Annotated in this window: 16 protein-coding genes and 1 pseudogene; 9 read left to right on the top strand and 8 right to left on the bottom strand. The window is 68.7% G+C overall.

What is annotated here, in order from left to right; all coding sequences use genetic code 11:
- Positions 1-46 precede the first annotated feature (46 nt).
- A complete protein-coding gene (locus J4030_RS00410) occupies positions 47-928 on the top strand; it encodes a LysR substrate-binding domain-containing protein (protein ID WP_208047212.1) in 882 nt (293 codons plus the stop codon).
- A gap of 121 nt (positions 929-1049) precedes the next feature.
- Entirely contained in the window at positions 1050-1799 is a 750-nt protein-coding gene (locus J4030_RS00405; RefSeq protein WP_208047428.1) for a hypothetical protein, read from the top strand.
- 141 nt (positions 1800-1940) lie between these two features.
- Here J4030_RS00405 and J4030_RS00400 read toward each other — a convergent pair.
- Positions 1941-2228: pseudogene (locus J4030_RS00400) on the bottom strand (CocE/NonD family hydrolase C-terminal non-catalytic domain-containing protein); the annotation flags it as partial.
- Here J4030_RS00400 and J4030_RS00395 point away from each other — a divergent pair.
- The 3 genes from J4030_RS00395 to J4030_RS00385 all read left to right on the top strand — a co-directional run bounded on the left by J4030_RS00395 (position 2157) and on the right by J4030_RS00385 (position 4118).
- Positions 2157-2384, top strand: a complete 228-nt coding sequence (locus J4030_RS00395) for a hypothetical protein (RefSeq protein ID WP_208047427.1) — start codon at positions 2157-2159, stop codon at positions 2382-2384. The pseudogene J4030_RS00400 and the gene J4030_RS00395 sit on opposite strands and share 72 nt — an antisense overlap.
- Before the next feature lie 75 nt (positions 2385-2459).
- Complete coding sequence (locus tag J4030_RS00390) at positions 2460-3194, top strand: hypothetical protein (protein ID WP_208047211.1); 735 nt, start codon at positions 2460-2462, stop codon at positions 3192-3194.
- A 72-nt stretch (positions 3195-3266) separates the two neighbouring features.
- Positions 3267-4118: an SDR family oxidoreductase gene (locus tag J4030_RS00385; RefSeq protein WP_208047210.1), complete on the top strand. Its 852-nt coding sequence runs from the start codon at positions 3267-3269 to the stop codon at positions 4116-4118.
- A gap of 27 nt (positions 4119-4145) precedes the next feature.
- On the opposite strand, the gene J4030_RS00380 is transcribed toward J4030_RS00385, so the two are convergent.
- A complete protein-coding gene (locus J4030_RS00380; RefSeq protein WP_208047209.1) occupies positions 4146-4784 on the bottom strand; it encodes a VOC family protein in 639 nt (212 codons plus the stop codon).
- 86 nt (positions 4785-4870) lie between these two features.
- Positions 4871-5617: an SDR family NAD(P)-dependent oxidoreductase gene (locus J4030_RS00375; RefSeq protein WP_208047208.1), complete on the bottom strand. Its 747-nt coding sequence runs from the start codon at positions 5615-5617 to the stop codon at positions 4871-4873.
- Between the two features lie 113 nt (positions 5618-5730).
- Between J4030_RS00375 and J4030_RS00370 the strand changes: the two genes are divergently transcribed.
- Positions 5731-6237, top strand: coding sequence for an OsmC family protein (locus J4030_RS00370; protein WP_208047207.1), 507 nt, complete (start codon positions 5731-5733; stop codon positions 6235-6237).
- A 125-nt stretch (positions 6238-6362) separates the two neighbouring features.
- Here the strand turns inward: J4030_RS00370 and J4030_RS00365 are convergent, their stop codons facing one another.
- From J4030_RS00365 to J4030_RS00345, 5 genes are all read right to left on the bottom strand, one after another.
- Complete coding sequence (locus J4030_RS00365; RefSeq protein ID WP_208047206.1) at positions 6363-6878, bottom strand: class I SAM-dependent methyltransferase; 516 nt, start codon at positions 6876-6878, stop codon at positions 6363-6365.
- 104 nt (positions 6879-6982) lie between these two features.
- Complete coding sequence (locus J4030_RS00360; RefSeq protein WP_208047205.1) at positions 6983-8185, bottom strand: acyl-CoA dehydrogenase family protein; 1203 nt, start codon at positions 8183-8185, stop codon at positions 6983-6985.
- Complete coding sequence (gene phaZ / locus J4030_RS00355) at positions 8178-9050, bottom strand: poly(3-hydroxyalkanoate) depolymerase (protein WP_208047204.1); 873 nt, start codon at positions 9048-9050, stop codon at positions 8178-8180. Before phaZ ends, J4030_RS00360 begins: the two co-directional genes overlap by 8 nt.
- Positions 9040-10929: an alpha/beta fold hydrolase gene (locus tag J4030_RS00350; protein WP_307864488.1), complete on the bottom strand. Its 1890-nt coding sequence runs from the start codon at positions 10927-10929 to the stop codon at positions 9040-9042. The genes phaZ and J4030_RS00350 overlap by 11 nt, the downstream gene beginning before the upstream one ends.
- Positions 10926-12425, bottom strand: coding sequence for a long-chain fatty acid--CoA ligase (locus tag J4030_RS00345; protein WP_208047203.1), 1500 nt, complete (start codon positions 12423-12425; stop codon positions 10926-10928). Before J4030_RS00345 ends, J4030_RS00350 begins: the two co-directional genes overlap by 4 nt.
- Before the next feature lie 170 nt (positions 12426-12595).
- Here J4030_RS00345 and J4030_RS00340 point away from each other — a divergent pair, with 170 nt between their 5' ends.
- The 3 genes from J4030_RS00340 (at position 12596) to J4030_RS00330 (ending at position 15936) form a co-directional block, all read left to right on the top strand.
- On the top strand, positions 12596-13360 hold the full coding sequence (locus J4030_RS00340) for a FadR/GntR family transcriptional regulator (protein WP_208047202.1): 765 nt from the start codon (positions 12596-12598) through the stop codon (positions 13358-13360).
- 78 nt (positions 13361-13438) lie between these two features.
- Positions 13439-14917 carry an APC family permease gene (locus tag J4030_RS00335; protein WP_208047201.1) on the top strand — a complete coding sequence of 493 codons (1479 nt, stop codon included), beginning with the start codon at positions 13439-13441 and terminating at the stop codon, positions 14915-14917.
- The gene (locus J4030_RS00330) at positions 14914-15936 is read left to right on the top strand and encodes an acetamidase/formamidase family protein (RefSeq protein ID WP_208047200.1); all 1023 of its coding nucleotides are present in this window, start codon (positions 14914-14916) and stop codon (positions 15934-15936) included. The genes J4030_RS00335 and J4030_RS00330 overlap by 4 nt, the downstream gene beginning before the upstream one ends.
- The last annotated feature ends 3 nt before the right edge of the window (positions 15937-15939 follow it).

Here is a 15939-nt window from a genome sequence, read left to right as displayed (position 1 = left end):
TGAAATATCTGTATCTACCTGTATTGATATCTGCGAGGTCTTGACGATGGAGTTGCGGCAACTGCGCTACTTCGTCGCCGTGGCCGAGGAGCGCCACTTCGGCCGCGCGGCCGTCCGGCTGCACATGGCACAGCCGCCGTTGTCCCAGGCGATCCGGCGGCTCGAGGACGAGCTCGGCGTCGAACTGCTGCACCGGACCACACGTCGCGTCGAGCTGTCCGATGCCGGCGCCGCCTACCTGACACAGGCCCGTGCCATCCTCGCCGGGATCGAGGACGCCGGGCACCTGGCGCGCCGCGTCGCCGCCGGTGCCGTCGGTCACCTGACCATCGGCTGCGTGGGATCGGTGACCTACAGCCTGCTCCCCGCGCTGTCGCGCCGGCTCGCGGTGGAGTTGCCCGGAGTCGACTTCTCGTTCCGCGGGGAGATGCTGGTGCCGGACCAGGTACGCGCACTGCGCGCCGGGGACATCGATATCGCTCTGCTGCGCCCGCCCGTGAGCGACCCGGCCCTGGCGGTGACGTCACTGCGACGCGACCGACTGGTCGTCGCGGTGCCTGCCGAGAGCCCGCTGGCGCAGCGAGCGCAGGTCCGGGTGGGCGACCTGCAGGACGCCCCGCTCATCGTGCACTCCGCCGGCCGGCGCTCGGTGATGTACGACGTGGTCCTGCGGCTCTTCCGCGACGCGCACGTCGAGCCGCACATCCGCCACGAGGTGGGCGAGACCTCCACGTTGATCACCCTCGTCGCGGGTGGGCTCGGGGTCGCCGTCGTCCCCGAGCCCGTCACCGCGCTGGCGCTCGAGGGTGTCGTCTACCGCCGGCTCGTGCGTCCCGTCGCGACCGTCGACCTCGCCCTGGCGCATCGGGCCGAGCGCGGTGAGCCGCATCTGGTCCGGACGGTGGAGGTCATTCGCGGACTCACGTGACCGAAGGTGACGATTGGGTGACGGGGCCGCCGCAGCCGCCGACGACGCTCAGGATCTGCTTAGGATCCGTTCAGCGCGCCAACAGGGGGCCGCGCCTCTCATAGAAAGAGCTGAACTCTTTATGTCTCGACGTCTCACCGCCATTGCCGCCGTACCGCTCATCGCCGCCGTCGGAGTGGCCGTCGCCGCTCCCGCCGGCGCATCGCCCGTCCGACAGGCCAACCAGCGCACCTGGTTGCGCGCCGCGGCCCACATGCAGCCCACCGACGCCGTCGCGCCGTCCGGCAGCTGCAACCTGGTCGTGCCCACCACGGCCCGTATCGGCAAGTTCGAGACGGACATCCCGGTGAAGGCCACCGGCGACTGTGCGTCGAAGGACGGCCTCAAGGCCCTTTGGTACACCGGGCCGGATCTGAACGACTCCGACGACGGCATCACCTTCGAGGGTTCCCCGTCCGGCACGTGGTACCTGTACTCCTTTTCCAGCCTCGGCACGCGGACCTGGAACGGCTGGGTGGCCATCGACGGCGACAACCACGTCTACACCCAGAGCGCGCCGAAGACCACGGTCAAGGTGGTGTCCTACGCGGGCCTCAACACCTCCCGCGCCAGCGGCAAGACGACGCTGAACACCCGCGTCATCCGCTACGCCACGAGCCTGGACGAGAACATCCCGTACGTCGGTGAGACCGGTGTCATCCAGTACCGCCCCGTCGGCGGGACGACCTGGACGGGCCTGAAGAACGTGGTCGCCAACTCGACCGGCACCTACAGCTACACGTACACGACCTCGCAGACGCGCGAGTACCGCGTCGTCTACAAGGAGAGCGCAACCATCTGGGGGAGCACGAGCCCGACCTCGACCCGCTGACACAGCACACGCCGAACGGCCGCCCTTCCGTACCGGAGGGCGGCCGTTCCGGCGTTCACGGCCGGTGGTGAGCGGTAGGACGAGCCGGGACGGGTGGGTGGTGTCGCGGTAGATCTTGTGGGTCACCGGGCGACCCACCGGCAGGTGGAACGCGTCCGGTGGCAGCAGCGCGTTGTGTGCGTCCGCCAACGGCTCATCGTTCGACAGTTCGACCACGAGGCGGTGGCCGGGCCGGAACGTCGTCGCGAACGGGTAGAGCCGCAGGACGTACTCCTCCACGCTGCCGGGTTCGACCGGTACCGCACGGGTGTGCGGGTGATACGGATTGCCATCCGTTGTCCGATCGTCTAGCTCGCGATGCGATGCCTTGAGGAAACCGGTCGTCACGAGCTGGCGCGCGCCGCCGGGTGCCTCGTCCCACAGCCGCATGATGAAATTCGTGTCCGGCTGGACCTGCGCGCCCTGGAGGAGCGCTACGGCTTCCCGTACATGGTGATCCACCGCAGCGACCTGCACGGGATGTTCCTGCGGGCCTGCGAACGCGCGGGTGTCGAGCTGGTGCACTCGCAGAAGGTGGTCGGGTAGAACACCGCGTCGGGTGCCCGTGTCTCGTTCGACGACGAGCCGGTCTCCTCGGCGTACGTCGCCTACCGCGGCACGGTGCCGGCCACCGAGGCGCGGGTCGCGAACGTCGACCTGAGCGAGGTCGTCGTCTATGTCGGCCCCGGCTGCCACTTCGTGCACTACGGGTTGCGCGGCGGTGAGCTGCTCAACCAGGTCGCAGTCTTCGAGTCGCCGAAAGCCCTTGCGGGGGAGTCGGACTGGGGCACACCTGACGAGCTGGACGCGGCGTTCGCGCGTACCTGCGACTTCGTGCGGGACGGGCTGCCGTTCATGTGGCGCGACAAGTGGTGGCGGATGTACGACCGCGACCCGATCATGCACTGGGTCCATGGCAACATCGCGCTGCTCGGCGACTCGGCGCATCCGCCACTGCAGTACATCGCGCAGGGCGCGATCATGGCGATCGAGGACGGCTGGGTGCTCGGCGAGCAGGTCGCCCGTCACCGCGCTCGCGACGAATCGGTCGACTGGGCAGGTGCGTTCGCGGCGTACGAGGCGGTGCGCCCCGAGCACTGCCGCCGGGTGGTCTCCACGTCGCGCGCGTGGGGCCGACTGTGGCACCTGGACGGGTTGGCGCGCGAGCAACGCAACGCACTGCTGCGTGGGCGGGACACCCGTGACTGGTCCTTCATCGACTGGCTCTACGGTCCGACCGCGCTGGAGCCGCAGCATGAGCCGGAGATGTTCGCCCCGGTCCCGCTCGCCTCGGCAGATCACCTCGCGGATGACTCCGACTCGCCGGTGGGGCAACGCACGCCGTCGTTGCGGTGACGGCCGGGCGCGGGTAGGACTGCACGTAGGCGGGCGCCCCCGCCATTCACCGAGACGACGTCAGGAGAGTGGATGGGCACCGCGCGGATCGCCGTTACAGGAGTGACCGGTTACGTGGGTGGGGCGGTCGCTGCCCTGCTGGCGGACGCCGGAGTGGCCCAGGTCCTCCTGGCCCGTGACGTCGGTCGGGCTCCCCGGCTGCCGAACGCGCAGAGCCGTCCCGTCGACTACGCCGACGGCGAGGGTGCCCGTCGCGCGATGGACGGCGTCGAGGTCCTCCTGATGGTGTCGGCGGCTGAGAGCGCGGGCCGCTTGGAGCAGCACCGGACCTTCGTCGACGCTGCGGCTGCCGCCGGGGTGCGGCACATCGTCTACACCTCGTTCCAGGGCGCCGCGCCGGATGCCGTCTTCACTCTGTCGCGGACCCACGCGGCGACCGAGCAGCACATCGAGGGCTCGGGGATGAGTTGGACCTTCCTGCGGGACAGCTTCTACATCGACTTCCTGTCCAGCCTGCCCGGCGACGACGGGGTGATCCGCGGGCCGGCCGGCGACGGCAGGGTGGCGGCGGTCACCCGTGCCGATGTCGCGCGGGTGGCCGCGCGCGTCCTGCAGGCTCCCGAGAAACATGCTCGGCGCACCTACGACCTCACCGGTCCGGAGGCGCTGACGCTCGCGGAGGTCGCGGACATCGTCGGCCGGGCAACGGGGCGCACCGTTCGGTTCCACGACGAGACGATCGACGAGGCGTACGCGTCCCGCAGGAAATGGCCGGCGCCGCAATGGCAGTACGACGCCTGGGTCAGCACCTACACCGCCATCGCGTCCGGCGAGCTGGCCGCGCTGAGTACGGCGGTGCGCGACGTCACCGGCACCGCGCCGACCTCGCTGCGTGACTACCTCGCGGCGCAGTCTCAGGCCTGACGCCGAAGTCCGGGGCCGCCTGAACGGTCAGGGCAGGTCGGGCCAGGCCGCGATGTCGACGAGATTGCCGTCCGGGTCGGCCAGGGTGGTCCACTGCGGGGCGAACCGGTCATCGACCACTCGGCCGCCCGCCTCCAACGCAGCCGCGATGCGCCGTGGTGCCTCCGCCTTCGAGACGGAGATGTCGATGTGCAGCCGCGCCGGTGCCTCGCGATCGTCGTTGACGGCCTGGTTCCACACACCCGGGGCACGCCGGAGCGGGTCGATGAGGTCGGCGTCCTCCGGGCGCTCGTACCCCGTCACCGCCTGCCAGAACGGCACCGCGCCGGACCCACCGTCGACCGCGATCTGAATCGTCTGAAGATGGGATGGATCGGCACGCAGACCAAGCTCTTTCGCGACGGCCGAGATGCGTGGCGCCACATCGGCTGCGGGGTCCGGGAGACCACCCGCTTCGAACGTGGCTGCCAGCCGGACGGTCACGCCGCCGCCGCGCAGCTCCAGATCCGGAGACAACTCGTCGCCGGCCGCCGCTACCACCTGCCGGGCGAACTCGACCCGGGCTATCGGGTCGGGACAGGCGAAGTGGGCGAGCGCCCCCTCGAACGTGAGCACCCACTCCGTCCGCGGCGCGGCCTCGTAGAAGCGACTCGCATCGATGGCCATGGCGCACCCCTCGCTCGGCGGTTTCGCCTCAACCTAACGAGATCCGCCCGTGATGATGCGGCAACTCCCGATAAGTGGGCGATGCCTTACCAGGGGACGACCTCACGGTCCTCCCACAGCACGCCCGTCACCGCGCCGTCGGCGGACCGACCGGCCAACCACACGGCGGTCGCGGCTCCCTGCTCCGCGGAGCGCGGCGCGTCGGGTCCGCCCATGTCGGTGCTGCAGTGGCCGGGGCAGGTCGCGTCCACGAGCACGCCTCGCATCCCCATGCCCTGTTCGTGGGCGAGATTGCGCACCAGGGCGTTCACGCCGGCCTTCGCCACGCGGTACGGCGCCAGACCACCGGCGTTGCCCGGGCCGCTCATCCGACCCAGGCAGGCGCTCACCGCGATGACCCGGCCGTGCCGTCGTTCGACCATGCCCGGGACGAACGCCGCGAACGTCCGCCATACCCCGTCGAGGTCGACCGACATCACACGGCGCCACTCGGTCTCGCTGGTCCGCAGCGTCTTGGCAGTGCGCTCGCTCATCACCCCGGCCGCGCACACGAGGATGTCGACCGCGGCGAGGGGGCCCAGCCGCCCCGGCAGCGCGCGCACCGCATCGGCGTCACCGACGTCGCAGCCGACCCCGAGTGCGTCGATTCCGTCCGCCACCAGCGTCGCGGCCGCTGCATCGGCAGAGTCCTCACTGCGGCCGACAATGACCACGGTCGCGGCGCCCATCCCCAGCCCGCGGGCGGCGGCGAACCCGATGCCCCGGCTGCCTCCCGTCACCAGAGCCACCTGACCGTCGAGCCGTTCCTCGCGTTGTGGTCGCTGGGAAGTCATGTCCCCACTATGCGACTCGGCACGCCCGGTCGCTGATGGCACACGACGTACGGCACCAGGCCCAGAGATCGGCAGGACTAGCGGTGCGACTGCGACAAGGCGATGCTGTGCCCATGAACGCAGAGGATCTACGAGAGCTCCAGTCGCCGTTGAAGAAGAAGTACCGTGACGACCCCGCCGCGGCGGTGACACCGGTGCACGCGGAGGGCGATTTCTCCGACGGGGGCATCACGGCGAGCGTGAGCGGCTGGGCCGGTCCCGTGCGGGCCGGTCTGCACGAGGCGACCGGCGGTGACGGGTCTGACGCGTGCTCCGGCGACATGCTGCTGCAAGCGGTGCTCGCCTGCGCCGGGGTGACCCTGCGCAGCGTCGCGACCGCCCTCGGCATCGAGGTGCGGCGGGCCCAGCTCAGCGCGATCGCGAGCTTCGACGCGCGGGGCACCCTCGGTGTGTCTCGCGAGGCCCCGGTCGGCATCCAGGGGTTGGTGATCACCGCCCGCCTCGACACCGACGCCGACGACGAGGCACTGAAGAAGCTGGGCGAGCTCGCCGAGCGCTACTGCGTCGTCGGACAGAGCCTGGCCGAGCCTCCGACGATCACGGTCACCCGAGCCGGCTGACCAGGACTCCGCTCTGCATCGGCTCAGACGCACCGAGCCCACGCGCCGTACAGCGGATCGGACCCCCATTGCGGCTCGGTCCGCAACGCTGTCGAGACGGCGTCGAAACCGGCCTGCTGCAGGTACTAGCGGACGATCTCCACGCGTCCGTCCTCGTCGGTGGCAAGCCACCCGTGGACCGCTTTGGTCGGGAAGCACCGGTTACTGAAGGTGAGCACCACTACTCCACCGGGCCGCAACACCCGAGACGCTTCGCGCAGCACCTCGACCGGATGAACGAGGTAGTCGATGGAGACGCAGCAGATCACCGCGTCGAAGGACGCGTCCCCGAACGGTAACTGCGGATCGAGGTTGAGGTCCTGAACAACGACCTGGTCCGCGAGCGGGTTCGCCCGCAACTCAACGGCATTCATCCCCAGCGCGACCAGCCCACCGCTGGGCTTCTTGGACAGGTGGGACACCCAGGACGACATCAGGTCCAGGACCCGGCCGTCCGGCACCCCCAGCTCGTCGTACAGCTCGGTGACTGCTGCGATCGCGCCGTCGTCGATATGGGTGACCAGGCGCGGCGGTCCGTAGAAGTCGGCGTCGTCGCCGCGGTCCTGGCGATCGAAGAAGCCGGCGGGCCAGTCGTCTGCCATCGCTCCATCCTGTCCTGCGCACCACTGCGTCGAGATGTCGATTGGTGAGGGTGTTTCGTCGGTCGGACCGTCCGGAAATGACATCTCGTCCCACGAGAAGCGGGTCAGACGAAGGCGCTCTCGCCGGTGATGGCTCGGCCCACGATCAACGTGTTGATCTCACGAGTGCCCTCGTAGGAGTAGATGGCCTCGGCGTCGGCGACGAACCGCCCGACGTGATGTTCGAGCAGGATGCCGTTGCCGCCGAGCACCTCGCGCGCCCAACCGACGGCCTCGCGCATCCGCACCGTCGCGTGGGCCTTGCAGAGTGATGCGTGTTCGTCCTTCAACAGACCCAGGTCCTGCAGCTGCGACGCGCGCACGTTCATGGCCGTAGAGGCAGTGACGTTGCTCAGCATCTTCACCAGCAGGTCCTGCACCATCTGGAACGAGGAGATCGGCCGGCCGAACTGCTCGCGGGCGGTGGTGTAGCGCAGCGCATGCTCGAACGCGCCGCGGGCACAACCCGCCGCTTGCCACGCCACGCTCATCCGGGTCACCCGCAGCACATCGGCGGTGGAGCGGAAGCTCGTCGCGTTCTGCAGTCGGTCGGCCTCGGGGACGCGGACGTCGTGCAGGTGGATCGCGGCGTTCTGCACCACGCGCAGAGCGATCTTGTCCTCCTGCTTGTCGAAGGTCATCCCGTCGGCACCCTTCTCGACGACAAAGCCCTTGACCTGCTCGTCAGCTTCGTCGCGCGCCCAGATCACGACCAGGTCGGCGAACGCCGCGTTGCCGATCCATTTCTTCTCGCCGTTCAGGACCCACTCGTCCCCGTCGCGCCGAGCGCTCGTGGCGAGACCTGCCGAGATCGCCGAGCCGACGTCCGGCTCGGTCAGCCCGAACGCGCCGATCAGCTCCAGCCTGGCCATCGCCGGCAACCAGCGCTCGCGCTGCTCCTGCGAGCCGCACAGCTGGATCGACCCCATGGCCAGCCCGCCGTGTACGCCCATGAACGTCGCGATCGAGGGGTCCACCCGGCCGAGTTCCATGGCGACCATCCCGTCGACCAGGGCTCCGCGGTTCGGGCAGCCGGGCCCGTCGTACGCCAGACCGGCGATGCCAAGTCTGGCGATACCGGGGAGCAGGTCATGCGGGAACGCCGCGCGCGTCCAGTAGTCGTTGATGACGGGCTCGACCTCGCGGGTCATGAACGCGTGCACGCGGGTGAGCAGGTCGCGGTCCTCGTCATCGAGCAGCAGCTCGAAGCCGAGGAAGTCCGAGAACGGGGAGTCCTCGAGCGCCAGGTCCTCCTCCTCGTCACTCATCCGGGGTACTCCCGCCGTCCAGGTCGCGGCCGTCGAGGAACGTGTCGATGACGGGAGCGAGGGCGTCGGCCTCGGTCAGGATGCCGAGGTGTCCGCCGTGGTAGATGTGCAGCTGCGAATGGGGGATCAGCGCGGCCTGCATCTTGGGGTTGGCGACCGGGATGATCGGATCGTCGTCGCCGCCCATCACCAGGGTGGGCTGCCGCAGCAGACGCAGGAACGGAAGGCTCGTCCAGCCGGTCATCGCCGCCAGTTGGTAGTAGTAGCCGAGCTTGGAGCCCGACCGGGTGGCGCCGTGCAGCAGCGCGGCCCCGCGGGCGGGATGGGTGCGCATCGATCCGCCGTAGATCTGCGGCGCGACCTTCGCGGCGTACGCGGGATCGCGGTGGCGCTGCGGCGTCGACATGATCCGCAGCACGCGCGGATGGGCCGGCACCATCAGCGTCCCGGTGCCGGTGGCGACCAGGACCACCCGGCGTACCCGGCGCGGACCCTGCACCGCCAGCTGCTGGGCGAGACCGCCGCCCCAGGAGAGGCCCAGCACGTCGAACCGGCGATGGCCCAGCTTCGCCATGAGCGCGGTCACCCAGGACGCCAACCCGGCGATCGTGTACGGGAACGGCGGCAGCTGCGAGCCGCCGACACCGGGCACGTCGAACCGCACGAGCCCGCGGTCGGGGTGCAGCTCGTCGACCAGCGGCTGCAGTGCCTCGAGGCTCGTGCCGATGCCGTTGCAGAGCAACAAGGGCGTTTGGTCCGTGTAGGCGCCGACGCCGGGCCGGACCGATACCCGGCCGGTGACGCCTCGTACGGTGACGTTGCGCACCCGGTCCTCGGCGCGCGGGCGGGCCCGCTCAGCGGTCATGGACGTAGGTGCCGGGGGCCTTGTCCTGCGGCGGGTACGCGGCGTTGCCGAGCGTGCGCGGCGCGGTCCGTTCCTCGCCGGTGCGGCTCGCGAGCCAGGTGGTCCAGTCCTCCCACCAGCTGCCCTTGACCTTGACCGCCCGGTCCAGCCACTTCACGGTGTCCTTCGGATTGTCGCTGCCCTGCTTGCCGCCCCCCGAAGGCGCGGTCTGGAAGCTGGCCTTGGGGTTGCCGGGCGGATTGACCATGGCGGCGATGTGACCGCTGGTGGAGAGCACGAACTTGGTGTCGCCGCCGAAGAGCTGAGTGGTCTGGTAGCAGGACTCCCACTTGCACAGGTGGTCGGCGATCCCGGCCACCACATAGGAGTCGGTCGTGATCTTGCCCAGGTCGACCTTGGTGCCCAGCATCGTCGACGCGCCGGGCTTCACCAGCGCGTTCCGCATCGCGAGGTCCATGAAGTCGCGGTGCATCGCGGCGCTCATCCGCACCGGATCGGCGTTCCAGTAGAGGATGTCGAATGCCTTCGGGGCGTGACCCATCAGGTAGTTGTTCACCCAGTAGTTCCAGATCAGGTCGTTCGGCCGCAGCCACGCGAAGACCTCGGCGAGCGTGCGCCCGTCGAGATACCCCTTCTCCTTCGAGGCCAGGGTCGAGGCGGCCGCCGCCTCCTCCGAGAGCAGCGCACTGGTCACGCCGGCCCGTTCCTGGTCGAGCACCGTCACGGCCAGGCTGTACGCCGCGACGCGGTCCGCTTCGCCGATCTCGGCGAGGTGGGCCAGCACCATCGAGGCGATCAGACCGCCGGAGCAGATGCCGAAGATCGAGGTCTGCTTCTGCCGCGTGATCTTCTCGCAGGCCGTCACGGCCTCCAGGATCGCTTGGCCGTAGGTGTCGAGGCCCCAATCGGCGTGCCGCACATCCGGATTGCGCCACGAGATGCAGAAGACCTGCTGGCCGTTCTGCACGAGGTGCTCGACCAGCGAGCGCTCCTTCGCCAGGTCGATCACGTAGTACTTGTTAATGGTCGGCGGCACGATCAGCATGGGCACCGCGCGGACCTTCGGCGTCTGCGGGGTGTACTGGATCAGCTCGAAGACGTCGGTGCGCAGCACGACGGCGCCGGGCGTCACAGCGATGTCGCGACCCACCTCGAACGCGTCGGCCTCCACCATCGATGGCACGCGGGGTGCGGTGGCGAAGTCCTTCACGAACCGTCGACTACCGGCGACCAGGTTGCCCCCGCCGGTGTCGAGCGTCCGCTTGAGCACCGCGGGGTTGAGGAACGGGTTGTTGCTGGGCGCCGCCGCCTCGACCACGTTCTCGACGATGAAGCGCATCCGCTGGTCGTCACCCCAGTCCAGCCCCGCGTCGTCCACCAGGCCGCGCGCCGCCTCACCGAGTGCGAGATAGCTCTGCAGGGTGCGCTTCAAGGCGGGGTTCTTCGCCCAGCCCTCCTCGGCGAAGCGGCGGTCCTTCTCGCCCGGCGCCAGCTGCGATCGGCCGAGACCGACCCTCGTCAGCTCGTACGCGAGCCCGGCCGTGCGCTTGGCGACCACCCGGGGATGACGGGCGAACCCGGCAGCCAACCGCACACCCGACATCCCCGGGACGAACTGCCGCAGCGGGCCGCCCTTGCCCGCCTTCGACAGCAGCAGATCGAGCGGTGTCGCCAGCGCGGTGTCGGCCGATCGTTCGGCGGCCTCCTGCGACTCGTCGACCTCATGCATCCGGCGCTCGGCCTGCGCGGTCGCCTCAGCGGAGGCCCCGTTCGTGGAGGCTGCCCGCTTGGCGGCGGGAGGTGCCTTCTTCTTCGCGACGGCCGGCTTCTTCGCGGTGCTCTTGCGGGGACGCCGCGTCCCGGCTTCGGTGGTTGTCACTTCGACTCTCCGTCCGGTGCGCTGACCTCGCGTCGCAGGATCTTGCCGGTCGGCCCCTTCGGCAGTTCGCTCACGATCCACACGGTCCGCGGATACTTGTACGCCGCCAACCGGTCCTTCGCGAACGCCTTGAGGTCCTCCTCGCTGACCTCCTCGCCGCGTTTCAACGCGACGGCGGCACCCACCTCCTCACCGAGGTTGTCGTCCGGGATGCCGATGACGGCCACCTCAGCGACGGACTCGTGCTCGTAGAGTGCTTCCTCGACCTCGCGGGGATAGACGTTGTAACCGCCGCGGATGATGAGGTCCTTCTTGCGGTCGACGATGAAGAAGTAACCGTCCTCGTCGACCTTGGCCAAGTCGCCGGAGTGGAACCAGCCGTCCTTGATGGCCTCGGCCGTGTCCTTCTCGCGCCCCCAGTAGCCCTTCATCACGTTCTCGCCCTTGATGACGATCTCGCCGACATCACCCTGTGCGACATCGTCGTCATCGTCCCCGACCAACTTCATCTCCACCCCGCGCACCTCGGTGCCGATGGAGCCGGGCTTGCGCTCCTGACCGGGCTTGTTGAACGACGCGACGGGGGAGGTCTCGGACAGGCCGTAGCCCTCCAGGACGATGCAGTCGAACTGCTCCTCGAACTTTTTCATCACCTCCACCGGCATCGCCGACCCGCCGGAAATGCAGGCGCGCAGGCTGGACATGTCGGCCTCGTCGGCGCTCTCGGCGTTGAGCATGGCGGCGTACATCGTGGGGACGCCCTCGAAGGCGGTGACGTGGTCGCGGCCGACGATCTGCAGCGCCTTGTCGGGGTCGAAGCGGGGGATGAGCGTCAGACACGCCCCCTTCAGAATGGAGGCGTTGAGTCCGCAGGTGAGGCCGAAGACGTGGAAGAGCGGCAGGCACCCCATGACGACGTCCTTCTCGGTGAGCTCCAGCAGCGTCTCGGCGCTGGTCGCCGCGTTGCTGCTCATGCTGTGGTGGGTCAGCTCCGCGCCCTTCGGCGCACCGGTGGTGCCGGACGTGTAAAGCAGGACGACGGTGTCGTCGTCCTCGCGGTCCACGACGTCCTCGTCGGGCTCGTGCTGCCCGAGCAGCTCGGCGAAGTCGGTGCCGACCTCGACGCACTCGATCCCGACCTCCGAGGCGCCCTTGCCGGCCTCGTCCGCCATGTCCTTCCAGGCGAAGACGATGGAGGCGCCGGAGTCCTCGAGGTAGTACTTCACCTCGCGGCCCTTGAGCAGCGGGTTCATCGGTACGACGACCGCGCCGACGGCCAGCGCGCCGTAGAACAGGACGGGGAACGGCGGCACGTTGGGCAGCACCAGACCGACCCGGTCACCGGGCCCCACGCCCTTGGACTTCAGGAGCGTCGCGACGCGCCGGGCGCCGTCCTGCAGCTCGGAGTACGTCAGCACCAGGTCGTCGAGCTTGATCGCGGGACGGTCCCCGTGCTGCTCGGCGGTACGGGTGAGGTTGTCGGCCAGGTTGGTCACGGTCTGCCTCCGGCGTGCGTCGTCAGGTGGGTGGTGCCACGCAGGAGAGCCCGCCAGGCGACACGGCGACCTCACCGAGACAGCACGGCCACTGGTGCACTGTCTACCCGTTCGGAGCGCGACAAGCCAGAGAAGAGTCGCTATGGGGTCGCGCGGCTACAGTGCGTGAGATGTCAGGAGGGCGGGACCAGGACGTGGTCGCGGTCGAGGTGCTCGGCCCGACCCATCGTGAGACGACGGCCGACCTGCTTGCCCATCAGATCATCACGGCCATCGCGCTGGGTGAATTCCAGCCGCACCAACGACTGCCGGCGGAACGGGATCTCGCGGAGTCTCTGGGGGTGAGTCGGTCGACGGTGCGCGAGGCGATCGCTCGGGTGGTCGATGCCGGCCTGGTGGAGGTTCGGCGAGGGCGTTCGGGTGGATCGTTCGTGTGCGACTCGTGGGGCGAGGCGACCGCGGATTCGGTCGAGCGTGCGGTGGGGGAGCGCTGGGTCGAGCTCGAGCAGCTGATGGATCTGCGGCACCTGGTGGAGGCGACGGTGGCGCGTACGGCCGCAGAACGGCGCGACTCCGCGGATTCGCGGGCCGTTCGCGAAGCGCTCGAAAGCTACCAGCAGGCACCGGATCTACGGGCCGCCCAGATCGCGGATCTGCGGTTGCACCGCGCTGTCACGGCGGCCACTCACAATCCCAAGTTGCTGGAGCTGCGGGAGAGCTTGCTGGCCCAGGCGAGCCTCGGTTTCTCGTTGGAGCCCTTCACGACATCGATCTACGACAAGGCGTTGCCGGAACACATCGAGTTGGCCCAAGCGGTGGTGGAGGGTGACCCCGACAGGGCCTGGGCGATCGGTCGGCGCCATTTCGCCATCACCACCGACGAGGTTCGCGCCACCCTGAAGCGTGCGACCAGACATCGGAGAGCTTCCAGCTGACCCCTTGCGCCGTCGTAGGAGCGCCTTTATGGTCTGGTCACCAAACCATTTCGGTGTTCGATATAGGCGGTGCGCGCTGTGGCTTCAACGACATCCTCCAGTGAACTGGAGCATGGTGCGATCGGGTTGCGGGATGTGTTGTTCCAGAGCATCACCGCCATGGCACCGGGTGCCGCGATCGCCGCATCGATTCCGGCAGGCGCGGCATTCGCCGGCGGTGCGCTGCCATTGGCAGTCATCGTGGCGATGGTCGCGTGTCTGTTCGCGGCGTCCTCCATCGGTGAATTGGCCAGTCACCTGCCCGCAGCGGGGGGCGTCGCGACCTATTCCAGTCGTGGACTGCACCCGATGGTGGGTTTCCTGGTGGCGTGGGGCTACGTGTTCGTCGAAGCATTGGTGCCGACCCTCCTCTTGCTGCAGTTGGGGTTCACCACGGCGTCGACCGTGCACTCGGAGTGGTCCGGCTACCCGGCGGACCTGTGGTGGCCGTGGGCGGTCCTGGGGGCGATCCTGATCGCGACGGTCGCGTTCTTCGGGGCCAAGGCATCTGCGAAGTTCGGCACGATCCTCGGTGCTTTCGAGATCATCGTGTTCGTCATCCTGGCGATCTTGTTCATCGGCAAAGCCGGCTCGCACAACACGCTGAGTGTCTTCGGCACGTCGCACACCCCCAAGGCGTATGCCGGGATCTCAGGGGTGATCGCCGGCTCGGTGTACACGATCCTGGCGTTCTCCGGGTTCGAAGCAGCCGCGCCGCTCGCGGAAGAAGCAAAGGATCCCCGGCGCACCATCCGCCGAGCCATCGTCGGGGCCACGTTGGCCATCGGCGTGATCTACATCTTCACGACCTACGCAGCCGACGTGCTCGTGGGCCCGGACAAGTTCGCCAGTTTCGGCACGGAGGGCGCCAACAGCTGGGAGGGGATCGCCCGAGCGTCGTTCGGCCTGTACTGGGTACTCGTCTTCTTCGCGATCATCAATTCAACGGTTGCGAATGCGAACGCCGGTCTTGCCGTGTCTACGCGTATGGCGTTCGCGCTGGGGCGTATCGGGGTGCTCCCGACCAGCTTCGCTCGTCTGCATCCCAAGCACCGATCGCCGGTAGTGGGCATCGCAGTGCAGTTCGCGATCGCAATCATCGCGACGCTCGTACTCGGATTCGCGTACAACCCCGTCACTGCGTTCGTGCTGGTGGCCACCATCATCGTCATCGTCGTGGTGATCGTGTACATCGTCGTCAACGCGGCGTGTATCGGCTTCTTCCTGCGGTTCGAGCGGGGTCACTTCCATTGGCTGCGACACGGGGTCGTTCCGACCCTGGGCATCATCGCCTTCATCCCCGCGCTGCTGACTTCCGCCGGTATCCCGGTCTTCTCCTTCGTGACCCCGTTGAGCGCACCCATCTCGTACGCCGGACCGATCGTCGCCGGGTGGATGGTCATCGGCGTGGCCTACCTGGTGTACCTGTGGACCCGGCACCGTAGCCGCGTGGTGGCCACCGGACTGGTACATCTTGATGCAGAGCCCGACCAGCTAGCGGAGGCAGTAGAACGATGACCGACCTCGACGTTCGCGCGTTCCGACCCACTCCCGAGCAGTTCGCCTGGACCTTCGGGGGAGTCGCTCCGATCGCCCGGATCCCGTCCGGGGCCGTCCTGGAGGTCTTCACCGAGGACTGCTACGCCGGAAAGGTACGGGGACCGGGCGACCTCGTCAGTGAGGTGTGCGACTTTCCATTCCTGAACCCGCAGACCGGACCCTTCTACGTGCAGGGCGCTGAAGTGGGCGACACGGTCGCTGTCCACTTCATCGACCTGCAGCCCGCACGGGATTGGGGTGCCTCGACCACCGTGCCGCTGTTCGGGGCACTGACCTCCACCCACACGACCGCCACGTTGCAACCAGCGCTGCCCGAGCGTGTCTGGATCTGGGATGTGGACGCAGCCACGAACACCTGCACCTTCCACGCCATCGACACCGACCACACGATGGACCTGCCCATGGACCCCATGCATGGCACCGTCGGCGTCGCACCGGCCAATCTGGAGGTGCGATCCGCGCTGGTGCCCGACGCGCACGGTGGCAATCTCGACACCCCTGAAATGCGCGCCGGGGCGACCTGTTACCTCGGGGTCAACGTCGAGGGCGCGCTCTTGAGCATCGGCGACGGGCACGCACGCCAAGGCGAGGGCGAGACCTGCGGCACGGCGATCGAGATCGCGATGAACACGGTCATCGCTGTCGAACTCATCAAGGGTGTCCCGACACCGTGGCCGCGCATCGAGACCGACACCCATCTGATGTCCACCGGCTCGGCGAAGCCCTTGGAGGACGCCTTCAGGATCGCCCAGCTCGATCTCATCCATTGGGCCTCCGCTGCGACAGGCATGAGCCACCTGGATGCCTACCAATTGCTGTCGCAGGCCGTCGAGTCGCCCCTCGCCAACGTGTGCGACGTCAACTACACCTCGGTCGCGAAGGTCGCCAAGGCCCACCTCCCGTCCGGCGTCAGCCCCTACGGCGATGCACATTCCCGACTCCGCGAGACGGCACGCGCCTACCGTGCGCACCGCTGACCC

This window comes from Allobranchiibius sp. CTAmp26 (assembly GCF_017565405.1).
Taxonomy (GTDB): domain Bacteria; phylum Actinomycetota; class Actinomycetes; order Actinomycetales; family Dermatophilaceae; genus Allobranchiibius.
This window is presented reverse-complemented; position numbering and strand designations above follow the sequence as displayed.